This is a genomic window from Acidithiobacillus sp. TH-A117, from assembly GCF_057473465.1.
The window spans coordinates 66,445-79,152 of record NZ_JBYCKQ010000033.1; the positions used below are offsets into that span (position 1 = coordinate 66,445).

General features: G+C 55.9%; 15 protein-coding genes, 2 tRNA genes and 1 pseudogene. 5 read left to right on the forward strand and 13 right to left on the reverse strand.

The window, feature by feature from the left end; translation table 11 throughout:
• Position 1: 1 nt before the first annotated feature.
• Positions 2 to 325, forward strand: coding sequence for a DsrE family protein (locus AC2VLR_RS08440; RefSeq protein ID WP_486881731.1), 324 nt, complete (start codon positions 2 to 4; stop codon positions 323 to 325).
• 38 nt (positions 326 to 363) lie between these two features.
• Here AC2VLR_RS08440 and hslU read toward each other — a convergent pair whose 3' ends face one another.
• The 7 genes from hslU to AC2VLR_RS08475 all read right to left on the reverse strand — a co-directional run bounded on the left by hslU (position 364) and on the right by AC2VLR_RS08475 (position 5,197).
• Positions 364 to 1,686, reverse strand: coding sequence for an ATP-dependent protease ATPase subunit HslU (gene hslU, locus AC2VLR_RS08445; RefSeq protein WP_486881732.1), 1,323 nt, complete (start codon positions 1,684 to 1,686; stop codon positions 364 to 366).
• Between the two features lie 2 nt (positions 1,687 to 1,688).
• Complete coding sequence (gene hslV, locus AC2VLR_RS08450; RefSeq protein WP_101537783.1) at positions 1,689 to 2,228, reverse strand: ATP-dependent protease subunit HslV; 540 nt, start codon at positions 2,226 to 2,228, stop codon at positions 1,689 to 1,691.
• Entirely contained in the window at positions 2,225 to 3,181 is a 957-nt protein-coding gene (locus tag AC2VLR_RS08455; RefSeq protein WP_486881733.1) for a tyrosine recombinase XerC, read from the reverse strand. The genes hslV and AC2VLR_RS08455 overlap by 4 nt, the downstream gene beginning before the upstream one ends.
• On the reverse strand, positions 3,175 to 3,858 hold the full coding sequence (locus tag AC2VLR_RS08460; protein WP_215842641.1) for a DUF484 family protein: 684 nt from the start codon (positions 3,856 to 3,858) through the stop codon (positions 3,175 to 3,177). The genes AC2VLR_RS08455 and AC2VLR_RS08460 overlap by 7 nt, the downstream gene beginning before the upstream one ends.
• A gap of 1 nt (position 3,859) precedes the next feature.
• The gene (locus tag AC2VLR_RS08465; RefSeq protein WP_215842613.1) at positions 3,860 to 4,036 is read right to left on the reverse strand and encodes a hypothetical protein; all 177 of its coding nucleotides are present in this window, start codon (positions 4,034 to 4,036) and stop codon (positions 3,860 to 3,862) included.
• Positions 4,037 to 4,054: 18 nt separating this feature from the next.
• Complete coding sequence (gene dapF / locus AC2VLR_RS08470; protein WP_486881734.1) at positions 4,055 to 4,933, reverse strand: diaminopimelate epimerase; 879 nt, start codon at positions 4,931 to 4,933, stop codon at positions 4,055 to 4,057.
• A 190-nt stretch (positions 4,934 to 5,123) separates the two neighbouring features.
• Positions 5,124 to 5,197: transfer RNA gene (locus tag AC2VLR_RS08475), tRNA-Gln, on the reverse strand.
• Positions 5,198 to 5,394: 197 nt separating this feature from the next.
• Between AC2VLR_RS08475 and AC2VLR_RS08480 the strand changes: the two genes are divergently transcribed.
• On the forward strand, positions 5,395 to 6,690 hold the full coding sequence (locus AC2VLR_RS08480; RefSeq protein WP_486881735.1) for a porin: 1,296 nt from the start codon (positions 5,395 to 5,397) through the stop codon (positions 6,688 to 6,690).
• A gap of 154 nt (positions 6,691 to 6,844) precedes the next feature.
• A complete protein-coding gene (typA, locus tag AC2VLR_RS08485) occupies positions 6,845 to 8,668 on the forward strand; it encodes a translational GTPase TypA (protein WP_486881736.1) in 1,824 nt (607 codons plus the stop codon).
• Here the strand turns inward: typA and AC2VLR_RS08490 are convergent, their stop codons facing one another.
• The 3 genes from AC2VLR_RS08490 to AC2VLR_RS08500 form a co-directional block, all read right to left on the reverse strand.
• Positions 8,669 to 9,271, reverse strand: a complete 603-nt coding sequence (locus tag AC2VLR_RS08490; RefSeq protein WP_486881737.1) for a class I SAM-dependent methyltransferase — start codon at positions 9,269 to 9,271, stop codon at positions 8,669 to 8,671.
• Complete coding sequence (apaG, locus tag AC2VLR_RS08495; RefSeq protein ID WP_486881738.1) at positions 9,268 to 9,651, reverse strand: Co2+/Mg2+ efflux protein ApaG; 384 nt, start codon at positions 9,649 to 9,651, stop codon at positions 9,268 to 9,270. Before apaG ends, AC2VLR_RS08490 begins: the two co-directional genes overlap by 4 nt.
• 110 nt (positions 9,652 to 9,761) lie before the next feature.
• The gene (locus tag AC2VLR_RS08500) at positions 9,762 to 10,064 is read right to left on the reverse strand and encodes a YhbY family RNA-binding protein (RefSeq protein WP_486881739.1); all 303 of its coding nucleotides are present in this window, start codon (positions 10,062 to 10,064) and stop codon (positions 9,762 to 9,764) included.
• 88 nt (positions 10,065 to 10,152) lie between these two features.
• Between AC2VLR_RS08500 and AC2VLR_RS08505 the strand changes: the two genes are divergently transcribed.
• Complete coding sequence (locus AC2VLR_RS08505) at positions 10,153 to 10,812, forward strand: RlmE family RNA methyltransferase (protein WP_486881740.1); 660 nt, start codon at positions 10,153 to 10,155, stop codon at positions 10,810 to 10,812.
• 10 nt (positions 10,813 to 10,822) lie between these two features.
• A tRNA-Arg gene (locus AC2VLR_RS08510) sits at positions 10,823 to 10,899 on the forward strand.
• A 5-nt stretch (positions 10,900 to 10,904) separates the two neighbouring features.
• Here the strand turns inward: AC2VLR_RS08510 and AC2VLR_RS08515 are convergent.
• From AC2VLR_RS08515 to AC2VLR_RS08525, 3 genes and pseudogenes are all read right to left on the reverse strand, one after another.
• A pseudogene (locus tag AC2VLR_RS08515) lies at positions 10,905 to 11,003 on the reverse strand (type II toxin-antitoxin system PemK/MazF family toxin); the annotation flags it as partial.
• Complete coding sequence (locus AC2VLR_RS08520) at positions 10,994 to 11,215, reverse strand: antitoxin MazE family protein (protein WP_031570022.1); 222 nt, start codon at positions 11,213 to 11,215, stop codon at positions 10,994 to 10,996. The pseudogene AC2VLR_RS08515 and the gene AC2VLR_RS08520, both read right to left, overlap by 10 nt.
• A 484-nt stretch (positions 11,216 to 11,699) precedes the next feature.
• Complete coding sequence (locus AC2VLR_RS08525; RefSeq protein WP_486881741.1) at positions 11,700 to 12,506, reverse strand: class I SAM-dependent methyltransferase; 807 nt, start codon at positions 12,504 to 12,506, stop codon at positions 11,700 to 11,702.
• Positions 12,507 to 12,708: the final 202 nt, after the last annotated feature.

Genomic DNA, 12,708 nt, shown 5'->3' on the forward strand with positions numbered 1-12,708 from the left:
GATGCTGCTGTTTCATATTGATGATGCGGGGCGCTGGCCCAATCTCCTGGCCAATGTGCGTAACGCGGCAGCGGCAGATCCGGGTCGGGCGCTGCGCGTCATTGCCAACGGTCAGTCCCCGGTTTCCTTGTGGGCCCATGGACACTGGCGGCGGGAAATCGAAGAACGGATTACCGCCGGTTTGTGCGTGGATTTTTGTGAAAACAGCCTGCGCAATATGGGGCTGGACCCTGCTGCCCGACCTGCGGGCAGTCATCTCGTGCCTGCCGGTGTCATTGCCATTGCCGAAGCCCAGGCAACAGGGGCCTTGTATATCAAGCCCTGATTGAACAATCAGGGCTTTCATCCCCCCCAATTTGCACGCTATAAAATATAGCGGGACAGGTCTTCGTCCTGGGCCAGATCCTGCAGACGGCCATCCACATAGGCTGCGTTGACTTCCACGCTGGGCTGGCTCAGGTCCGGGGCGGCAAATGCCACTTCTTCCAGTAGCCTTTCCATGATGGTGTGGAGGCGCCGGGCGCCGATATTTTCCACCCTTTCATTGACCTGCTGGGCAATTTCGGCAATGCGCTGGACACCGTCATCGGTGAATCGCAGGGTGACTCCATCACTCGCGAGGAGGGCACTGTACTGACGGACCAGGGCGTTTTCCGGTTCCTGCAGAATCCGCACCAGGTCCGCCGCGCTCAGGGCGTCCAGCTCAACGCGAATGGGCAGTCGCCCCTGCAGTTCCGGAATGAGGTCCGAGGGCTTACTGAGATGAAAGGCACCGGAAGCAATGAATAGAATATGATCGGTTTTCACCACCCCATAGCGGGTGCTGACATTGGAGCCTTCCACCAGCGGCAATAAATCGCGCTGAACCCCTTCCCGGGAAATGTCCGTACCCTGCTGACTGCCGGAGCGCACCGCGACCTTGTCGATTTCATCAATGAACACGATGCCACCCGACTGAACCCGCTCCAGAGCCAGGGCACGGACTTCCTCTTCATTGACCAGTTTGGCGGCTTCGTCGTCGGTGAGCAGGCGTTGCGCTTCGGCCACCGGCACTTTGCGGGTATTGGTCTTGCCCTGGGACATGTTGGAAAACATATCCCGTAACTGATTGGTCATTTCTTCCATGCCAGCGGGCGCCATGATCTCCACGCCTGCCTTGGGAGCCGCCACTTCGATCTCGATTTCCTGCTGATCCAGTTTACCTTCCCGCAGCATCTTGCGGAATTTCTGGCGGGTGCCTTCATCGCTGCGCGGCACCGAACTGTCCCGGGGACCCGGAATTAGGGCATCGAGGATGCGTTCTTCGGCCATTTCCTCGGCACGCTGGCGCATGGCAGTCTGGCGTTCACTGCGGATCATGTCTACGGCAGTTTCGGTCAGATCGCGGATGATGGACTCCACATCCTTGCCCACATAACCGACTTCCGTGAATTTGGTGGCTTCCACTTTGATGAAAGGCGCGTTAGCCAACTGCGCCAGACGCCGGGCAATTTCGGTTTTGCCCACTCCCGTCGGTCCAATCATCAGAATGTTCTTGGGAGTGATTTCCTGATGCAGGGGAGCCGGGACCTGGGCACGCCGCCAGCGGTTGCGCAGGGCAATAGCCACTGCACGCTTGGCGTCGGACTGGCCGATGATGTACTTGTCCAGTTCCTGGACGATTTCGCGGGGGGTCATTTCAGACATGCTCATAGTTCTTCAATCGTGTGGTGGTGGTTGGTGTAAATACAGATGTCGCCGGCAATGCCTAGAGCCTTTTCGGCCACTTCGCGGGCGGTCAGAGCGCTGTTTTCCAGCAGGGCGCGGGCGGCCGAGAGGGCGTAAGGGCCACCGGAACCAATGGCAATGATGCCATATTCCGGTTCCAGCACATCGCCCTGTCCGGTGATAATCAGGCTTTGTTTATCATCCGCTACGGCGAGCATGGCTTCCAGGCGCCGTAATACCCGATCGGTGCGCCATTCCTTGGCAAGCTCAACGGCGGCCTTGGCCAGCTGCCCCGGATGGGCCTTGAGTTTGGCCTCGAAGCGTTCCAGCAGGGTAAAAGCATCCGCCGTCGCCCCCGCAAAACCGGTCAGTACTCCGGGTTCGATGCGCCGCACCTTGCGCGCATTGCCTTTCATGACGGTATTGCCAAAAGTGACTTGACCATCACCGGCCATGACCACATTAGCACCTCGGCGCACGCAGAGAATGGTAGTGCCGTGCAGGGGTAATGCATCTGTCATAAGGGGTCCTCGTTTTGCGATGATTTGGACTGTTTGGCGCGGGGATGGGTCTGATCATAGACCTGTGCCAGGCGCTGATAATCCATATGGGTATAAATGGCCGTGGTGGCAATACCCGCATGGCCCAGATATTCCTGCACGGCGCGCAAATCTCCGGCGGACTGGAGAAAATGACTGGCGGCGCTGTGGCGCAGGGTGTGGGGATGAATATGCTGACCCAGGCGCTTTTCACCCAGCGTCTTGATGCGTACCTGGATGCTGCGGATACTGAGGCGCTGACCGGAGGCATTAAGTAGCAGGGCGCTTTCTTCCGGACGATGCTTGTCCAGGAGCAGGGCATGGCGCAGGGGCAGATAGGCAGTCAGAACCCGCCAGACCGTCGAACCCGCCGGGACCAGCCTTTCCTTGCTGCCCTTGCCCATGACCCGCACGCTACCACCGTGGCGATCCAGATCCTGCAGATCCATGCCTGCCAGTTCACTGACGCGCAGGGCGCTGGAGTAGAGCAGCTCCAGGATCAATTGGTCGCGGATTTGGGCAAAATCCGACGCATTTGCGGAGCTGTCTGCGCCGTCCATCAACTGTTTGGCTTGATCTACGGTCAACCAGTCGGGGAGGCGTTGTTCGGATTTGGGCATCAGGATGCCTTGCACGGTGTTCTGTAGATCAGGGCTGTCTTTTTGCAGATACCGGTAGAGGGCGCGCAGGGCGGCAAAACGGCGGCGCAGACTGCGGATCGCTACCCCGCGACTGCGTTCATGCATCAGATAGGCACGCAGATCGGTGGGCTGGACAGCCTCCATACTTTGGGCCTCGTCCTGAGTCTTGCGGGTCCGCATGAATTGCCTCCAGCCCTGCAGGTCACGCTGGTAAGACTCTATGGTAGCGGGACTGTAGCGACCGCCCCGGGCAAGGGCATTCAGAAAGTCGGCGATGGCTTCTTCAATCAGCATGGAGTCAGGCAGCGATCCAGTGCCGCCGTCACCAGCCGGGCAATCTGATTGAGCAGATCAGCACCGGCATCCTCGGCGTAGCGCTCGGGGTGCTGACTACCCAGCACAATGCCCGCCTGGAGATGCCGGCCTAGCAGCGGAATCAGGGCAAAGGACTCCAGCGCTGCACCGTCGGCCGCAAACAAGGTGCTGCGCAGTGCCGGGGTCAGGGACAAGCCGGTCGCCGCCCGGGAAGACGTGGTGTCATCCAGCAAGGCCAAAAAGTCTGCGGCTTCGAGTACGGCAAATTCCGGCAGCTCCGCTACCGGCGCGCGAGCAATCAGCGCCAGAGCTTCCACCTGAAAACCCTCGCGCAACCGGGTCAGCACCGTATGCAGAGTGGTCGGGCAGTCGTGCGTATTGAGCAACTCCGTAGCCAGATCGGAAAGGTGCAGTCCCAGGGCGGCATTTTGTTGAGCGGCACCTAGCAGGGCGCTGATGCGTTGCTGCAGGCGTTGATTTTCTTCCCGTAACACCTGCGCCTGCCTCTCCAGCAGGGAGGAAGCTGAGCCGCGTCCTACATGGGGCAGGGTCAGGGAAAGGAGCAGGTCTTCCTGGTCCCATAAATATTGCGGATGCTCGCGCAGATACTGGTGGACCTGCTGCGCCAGATCATCCTGCTCCGGGGCGGTTGCCAATTCAGTCATCCTCCCAGTGGGTGTCACTGTAGCGTTCAGGAGCGCTGTGGACGGCCAGCGCCGCAATCAGATGGGCGAGGGTTTCGCCTTCCTGATCGCTGAGTTGATGTAAAAAAGCCAGTTGTTCCGGGCTGCTGTTGAGGCTTTCAGCAATGGCGCGCAATGTCGTGTCCTGCATGACTGGATTCTCCCTTGGCTATTTGGGTAGGCGGTCTGTCTGGAGTGGCCAGGTGCCATCAAAAACCACCCGGGCCGGTCCCGTCATCATAACCGCTTGTCCGGGCCCTGCCCATTGGATGCACAAGCGCCCCCCCGGCAGATCCACGGCGACCTGCTCGTCGAGTTCACCCCAGCGGATACCAGCCACCACCGCAGCACAGGCATTGCTGCCGCAGGCCAGGGTTTCACCCGCGCCTCGCTCCCAGACCCGGAGACGAATGTGGGTACGGTCGCAGATTTCCATGAAGCCGACATTGCAACGTTCCGGAAAATCCGGATGGTTCTCGATTTTTGGCCCGAGTTGGGTAACCGGCGCCTGATGGACATCGGGCACGCGCAGCACAGCATGGGGATTGCCCATGCTCAGGGCGGCCATGCGCAGGGTGTCATGATCCACTTCCAGCAGGTATTCCGGACCTTCTTCCGCTGCGCGCAAGGGAATCTGCCCGGGCGCAAAGCGCGGGGCACCCATATTCACCGTCACCTCGCCGTTTTCCAGAATCTGCAGTTGCATCTGCCCGGACCGGGTTTCTACCTGAATAATAGCCTTGTCGCTAAGGCCGGCACGACGCACAAATACCGCAAAGCAGCGGGCGCCATTTCCGCACTGGGCCACTTCACTACCATCAGCATTGAAAATGCGGTAACGAAAATCGCAATCGGCAGCTTCCGTTTTTTCTACCAGCAGAATCTGGTCGCAACCGATGCCAAAGTGGCGGTCTGCCATGGCGCGAATCTGCTCCGGTGATAAATGCATCTGCTGGCGAATGCCATCTAAAACGACAAAATCATTACCAAGGCCCTGCATTTTGGTGAAATGCAGGGCGGTGTCAGAAATAGGTTGCGGAGTTTCCATAGAGTAAAGTCTAACACGGTGCGGCTGTAATTGCTTCGCTGGATGTGTCGCAAGGCGTCCATGCCCCCTTTGCTTGAGGCCTTTAGTAGCATAGGCGACTTTCGGCAAGCGTGGATGCCTACCAGAGGGTTGTTCCGCCGGTGAATCCTGGGCATATAAAAAAGCCTGGCGAGTTGGCCAGGCCTGTTTTTGGCTGGGGAACGTGGATTCGAACCACGGTTAGCGGAGTCAGAGTCCGCTGTCCTGCCGCTAGACGATTCCCCAAGAGTGGGCGCGATGATAGCCGTGAGCTGGCTTGCCTGTCAAATTCAGAGGCGTTAATGGCGGAGTTTTGGGGCTGTTTTGTATTTATTTTACCGACGTTGTAAAAAAGGTGTTGTCAAAATGTTGCAAAGTGTCCACACCGGTGCTATAACTTGCTGCGTAGTATCCAGACAATGCTCTCGAGGAGGAGCTTTATCATGAAGAAGAATCTTATCGCTTTGGCCGTTGCGGCCGCAGTTTTGGTGCCTGGTGCAGCTTTTGCGGCGACCAGCGACACTTCCAGCAAGGTGTTTCTGCCTGAGAATTCTCAGGATACCGGTCCGATCCTGTACGGATTTGCCCAGATTACCGGCAGTCAGCAGTTTGGTAGTTCCGGAAATGAAGGTCTAGTTTTTGGTGCACATCGTATTCGTCTGGGTGTGAAAGGTACCGCCGTTCCTGGTGTCACCTATAACTTCCAGTACAAGTGGGATGGTGCCTGGATGAGCGGCGGTTCGCTTGCTGGGGCATCTGCTTTGTTCAAAGGCGTTAATGGTGAATCTGGAGTGCAGGACGCCGAAATTAATTTCGCATTCATCCCCGAAGTTCAGTTGAAGGTTGGTAAGTTCCGTGTGCCCGTTGGCATGGAACGTACTCAGTTTGGCGGTGATGATTTGTGGTTTATCCAGCGTTCCATGAATCAGTCGCTGGGTGCTGATCGTAGTGCTGGTGCTATGTTCCACAGTAAGGACGTGATGGGTACCGGTGTGTACTATAGCTTGGGTATTTTTGATAACCATTCATTGGATGGTAACAACGCCTTTACGATTTTTGGTGCTAACCCGCTGGGTTCCAATAATGGAAATGTAGCCGTGCCTTTCGGCGGTCCTAGTGTCGGAAACGCGATACCCGGTTCCTATGGCCAGACAAGAGTCGGTGGTATCCTCACAAACGGAACCGGTCGTTATCTTTTTGCGGGTATGGTCGGCTACAAGCTGAATCCGCTTCTGAATATCGAGCTGTCTGGTGCCCGTGCGGACACACTTGATTCTGCCCCAGGCTTTGCAAAACAAATTGACTCTTGGAACGTCGGCGCTCGCGGTGGCATGATGGGTCTGAAATACATGGCAGAGTATAGTCATGTGACCAGTTACCAGGGTATAGCTGGTCTGGGTGCTCAGGATTGGTATGTAGCTTTAGCCGCCAATCTCCATCAGATGACGCTGACGCCTGATTGGCTGGATATCGAGCCGGCTTTCCGCTTTGAGCGCTTCAACTGGACGGGCGATAACAATCTGGGTAGCCTGAATAATTACACGATTGGTGTGAACTACTCCTTTAATCCTAATGATCCTTATGCGGCCCGTATTCAGGCTAACTATGTGATTCCTCAGGGTGGTTCTATGTACCGCCAGGCATATCTTGGTCATGATGGTGCATTTGGATCAGGTTCGGTACCTGTCAATGGCTACATCTACAACACCATGGTGTTGCAGTTCCAGGCTGGTTTCTAAGTCAAAGTTATTGCCGGGCGGCTTCGGTCGCCCTCTTGCCGCCCCTTTCGGGGCGGTTTTTATTTGCATTTTCGACAGGATACCGTTATAAGAAAACCCGCTGCGGGGCGGTGGCTGCCCGCGTTTTTTCTTATGACCGTTTTGGGGAATATCAGTGGCTCGTCAAATCCGTAATATCGCTATCATCGCTCACGTTGACCATGGCAAAACCACCCTGGTGGACCAGTTGCTCCGTCAGTCCGGTACATTTGCCGCCCACCAGCAGGTGGAAGAGCGGGTGATGGACAGCAATGACCTGGAAAAGGAACGGGGCATTACCATCATGGCCAAAAATACGGCGGTGCAGTGGGGTGACACTCACATCAACATCGTCGATACGCCCGGACACGCCGATTTTGGTGCGGAAGTGGAGCGGGTGCTGGGCATGGTGGACGGCGTGCTGCTGCTGGTGGACGCCGTGGAAGGGCCCATGCCCCAGACCCGTTTTGTGACCCGCAAGGCGCTGGAGCTGGGGCTGAAGCCCATTGTGGTCATCAACAAGGTGGACCGCCCCGGTGCCCGTCCGGACTACGTGATCAGTGCCACTTTTGACTTGTTCGATAAGCTCGGTGCTACCGAAGATCAGCTCGATTTTCCGGTGATTTACGCTTCCGGCCTGCAAGGGTATGCGGGAGAGAATCCCGATGTGCGTTCGGGCGACATGAAACCCCTCTTTGAACTGATTTTGTCCCATGTCCATGCGCCGGAAGGCGATCCTGAAGGGCCGCTGCAAATGCAGATTGCCGATCTGGATTACTCCAGCTACGTGGGACGCATAGCCATTGGCCGCATCCGCCGGGGGTCCATGAAGCCGGGCCAGGATATTGTCCTGATTCATGGTGTGGATCAGACCCAGACCAAGGCGCGTATCCTGCAGTTGCTGGGTTTTGACGGCCTCAAACGAGTACCCTGGGAAACCGCGACGGTGGGCGACATCGTTGCCGTGACGGGCATCGAGGAGCCTTCCATCGGTGCCACCATTGCCGCGCCGGAAGCGCCGGAGGCTTTGCCCTGGAAACCCATTGATGAGCCGACCCTGAACATGACCTTTCAGGTGAATACCAGTCCTTTTGCCGGCCGGGAAGGCAAGTTTGTTACCAGTCGCCAGTTGCGCGACCGCTTGTACAAGGAGCTGCTCATCAACGTGGCCCTGCGCGTCGAAGATACGGACAATGCCGATGTGTTCATGGTGTCCGGACGGGGCGAACTGCATCTGACTATTCTCATTGAAAACATGCGGCGCGAAGGTTACGAGCTGGCCGTGTCCCGCCCCCGGGTGATTCAACGGCAGGTGGATGGGGTCTGGGAAGAACCTTACGAAGCGCTGACGGTGGATGTGGAAGAAATCCATCAGGGCACCATCATGGAGCGCCTGGGCATTCGCCGTGGGGAGTTGCAGGACATGATTCCCGACGGCCGTGGCCGGGTGCGCCTGGAGTACAAAATTCCGGCGCGAGGACTGATCGGTTTCCACACGGAATTTCTGACGGCCACCTCGGGAACAGGCGTTATCAGCCATATTTTCGAGGGTTATGGTCCGGTCAAGGGGAGTATTCCTGCCCGTAACAACGGCGTGCTGATTTCGGCGGAAGAAGGCGAGGCTGTGGGTTTTGCCCTCTTCAACCTGCAGGATCGGGGCCGGATGTTTGTCAGCCCCGGCGACAAGGTGTACGAAGGCATGGTGATTGGTATCCACAGCCGTGACAATGATCTGGTGGTCAACCCCCTCAAGGAAAAGAAACTGACCAACATGCGCGCTTCGGGTTCTGATGAAAACATCATGCTTACCCCACCCATCAAGATGACCCTGGAAGCGGCGGTGGAATTTATTGCCGATGACGAACTGGTGGAGGCCACCCCCCAGTCCATCCGTATCCGCAAGCGTTATCTTACCGAAAATGAACGCAAGAAAGCGTCACGGGGCGGTGGCGGAAACTGATTACGCCTGTTTTTCCAGAGTGATCAGTCGGAACCAGCCGCCAATGGCGGCGGGTTCATCATGAACGCAGTGTAATTCCGGGTGTCCTGCTAAGACATCTTCAAAGGTAATATCCGTATGGGTAGCGATGGCACCTGCCAGGCGGCCCAAGCCCCTTCGTAACCAGGCTTTTTGGCCGGGACGCAAAAATTTGTCGAGCAGCAGGATGCGGCCCTGGGGCTTGAGGACCCGACTGGCTTCGGCCAGGGCTTGTTCGGCGTGGGGAACAACTGCCAGAATCAGATGCATGACCACAAAATCGAAGCAGGCATCGGCAAAAGGCAAGGCTTCGGCATCCGCCTGGACCAAAGGAATACCGGATTGCAGATCTTGGGCGCGCCGCAGCATGGCATGGGTCAGATCAATACCTACAGCGCTGCAGTGGGCGGGCAGAAAAGGAATGTCCAGTCCGGTGCCAATGCCGTCAATCAATACCTGACAGGATGTATCCCGGGGAATCTGGCGGAGGCTGCGTTGCCGCAAGGGTTCGGAAAAGCCCCGTACGGCCTGATCGTAAATCGGCGCCCAGATGCCGTAGGCGCGCTGCAGACTGTTGCGGCTCAATGGAAAACCGTAGCGACAGCCAAGCGAAAGGCGGGAATAGGGCTTTCAAAGCTTTCACCATCGGCAGTGACCCATTCATAACTGCCGTGCATGCTACCCACCGGGGTTGGGAGTACCGAGCCACTGGAGTAGCGAAAGCGTTGTCCCGGTTGCAGCACGGGCTGTTCTCCGACGACGCCCGGACCCTGAACCTCTTGTACGCGCCCCTCGGCGTCGGTAATGATCCAATGACGATTGAGTAATTGGGCGGTTTCAGGGCCGTGGTTTTCGATGGTGATCTGATAGGCAAACGCATAATGGTCCTGTTCAGGACTGGATTGCTCGGGAAGATAGCGGGTTTCGACGCTGATCCGGATATCCGTGGGGGTTTTATCGGTCATGATGCTGCTCCGGGCCGTGGGCCGGTAGATTGTTCAAAATCAGTCTAGCGATGACGGTGCTGGCTGCCAAGTCGCGCCGTGAGCTGTGGACTCTTGGTGGATGGGCCAATTTATCGGCGTTTGATCGATTTGCTGGTGTTGGCTGTGGCAGGGCGGGCGCGGTATAAAATAAGTATCCGTCCGATGCGTCCGACCGCTTCAGCGTGACTGCGGGCGCAGAGGGTTTCGACCATGCTATCGCGAGCGGCGTGCTCCAGCTGGGGCAGGCGCAGCTTGATGAGTTCGTGGGCATCGAGAGCCACTTCCAGCTCGGCGAGGAGGGCGTCCGTCACCCCTTGTGCGCCAATCATGACCACCGGTTTGAGGGCATGGGCCTGACCGCGCAGGTTTTGTCTTTGTTTGGCGTCCAGCATGGTATCCTCGTCAGGTAATTGTTTCAAAAAAGGTGGATGGGAGTGTACGTTTGCGCGATGCGGTGGTCAAAGGGCGGAGGATGTGGTTGTGGCGAGAAGTAAATCCAGTGAAAAATGGCTGAAAGAACATTTTCGGGACGTGTTTGTCCAGCGCGCGATGAAAGAGGGCTATCGCTCCCGTGCGGCCTACAAATTGCTGGAGATTCAGGAAAAGGATCGGATTATTCGGCCCGGCATGCGGATTCTGGATGTGGGCGCGGCTCCCGGGGGCTGGACCCAGGTGGCGGCTCCCTTGATTGGTCGACATGGCCGACTGGTGGCCGTGGATCGCTTGCCTATGGATCCGGTGGCCGACGCCACAGTGATTTGCGGTGACGTGTACGAAGATGAGGTTATCGTCGCCTGTCGCGAAGCCCTGCCCGAAGGCGCAGATCTCATCATGAGTGATATGGCGCCCAATATGTCCGGCATTGCCAGTGTCGACCAGGCGCGCGCCATTGATCTGGCAGAACTGGCCCTGGATATGGCGCAGCGCTGGTTACGACCGGGCGGAACCTTGCTGATCAAAGTGTTTATGGGCGCCGGTGCCGAAGAATTGCGCCGCGCTCTGCGCAAGGACTTCAAAAAAATTGTGGTGCGCAAGCCCGAAGCCTCCCGCGCCCGTTCGACCGAACAATACTGGCTGGCGCTGGATTTTCAGGGGCTTGCCCAGGAAAGGTTGGACAAGTTACCAGCGAGTTCCCTATAATCTGCAGCACGCGCAGTTAGCTCAGCTGGATAGAGTGTCGGCCTCCGAAGCCGAAGGTCACTGGTTCGAATCCAGTACTGCGCACCATATTCATTCAACAGATTAGACTGCACAATGACGGCGGGACGGGGTTTCCCATAGTCACCGTGCAGGGACACTGTGACCAAGTCTCCCCGTTGCATTATACCCATCCATCCATCTGCGCAGCGGCTTCTTCGGTAAACTGTAAAATATCCGCTTCGGTTGGATCATTGTTGAGTTTCAGGCACTGATGGCGAACTTGTGCAACGAACTCAGGGGAGCGGGTGTCTGGCACCCAGAACTGAACAGGGCGTAAACCTGCAGCCTTCATTCTCTCGCGATGACGGGTAGTCTTGTCCGTTGAGGTGTGAAGAGATGACATGATACCTCCACTGGTTGCATGTATAGTGACATGTTACCTTGCGCGCAGGCGCCCGACAAAAGGCATTTGGGGTTAGCTTTCAGTCGCAAATGAAGCCATCGACTTTTGCGATGGAGAGTTCACTTTTTTCCGTCGTGATACGTCCTCCAATCGCTTGCCCTTGGTAACCTCACTAGTCCACCATAGGTCGCGTGTTTGTGGTACCACTCACCAGCAATGCCGGCCGCCAATATCCGGGAGAGGCGCTGGTCATACTGTCCGGTAAGCCTGGCTTCATAATTGAACAATGTTACTGCGTACCGTAGTTTTATCGTGATGAGTCGCCCAGGGTATTTGAGGCTTCACTTGGGCATTATTTGGGCAAAGCGCCAAGTTTCGGCACACTGCCCTATGAACCTACTGTGTTTACTGGATATTTAGTGGTTCAGACCAGTGGATTGTCAATCCGATGGTCTGAATCCGAGCGGGATCTTTAACGATAATATTAATGTTCATTTATTGCACAAACTTCCATCTGTGCTTTGTAGCGATAAGGGGTGGATAATCCTGCAATAACAAATCCACACTCTACAAGCATATTGAAAAGCCTGTCTCGACTAAAATTATGATGGTGCTCTATTTCTATCCAGTATGGATTAGACTTCATCGCGTCCATTATTCTCCAGCTTGAAGAGGTTAGATCTGGAGTACTAATTATTAATGCGCCACCTGGACGCAACAACTTCTTTATCTTTTTTAATGCGGTAGTTGGGTACGGAATATGTTCTAAAACGTCCATCATAGAGATAGTATCAACTTTCTCATTTTCATCTATATTCATAAAATCAATTTGTTGTGATGAAAATCCAAGAGCCTTAATCCTTGATACTGTTTCTGCCCTAGAATCCAATCCTATAGCGTTAAAACCGAAATCAGAGGCGGTCATAACTAAGGCGCCATCCCCGCAACCGATATCCATCCAAGTCGGCCGCTGTTCTTTGTTCATTACTTTCATGTACCCACCTAAAACATCTATGGTTCTCTCAATCGTTGGCGCCCAGATTGTGCGCTTCATGTCAGGATCGCCGCCAGCCAATTGATTCGTGTGGGCTTTAGAGAAAACTTCCTTTAATCCATTTTCAGACCAGTGGTAACGAGTGTAAACATGACCGCATGCTGAGCAACGCATCCACTCTAGAGTTCGTGGCAATGGTTCATGCCACAGGGTATGACGAGTGCAGTCAGCGACCCCGATTGCTACGCCTGATTCTTTGCATAGAGGGCAGGCTTCATATTCGATTTGTAAATTCACTTTATATCCAATTTAGTTTTATTTGAGACAGAATGCGCCATTCTGTCTCGTGGACAGCAAACTCTGAACGACAGATCGCCCGGTTTTACTCAGTTCTTCTGCCATCCAGGATGACCGATTATGGGACATTACGGCAACCGTACTTATTCTGGCCACCAGTTAGCCAGGATTTGCGTGTCGATATCCCAAGGGCACGACTCTG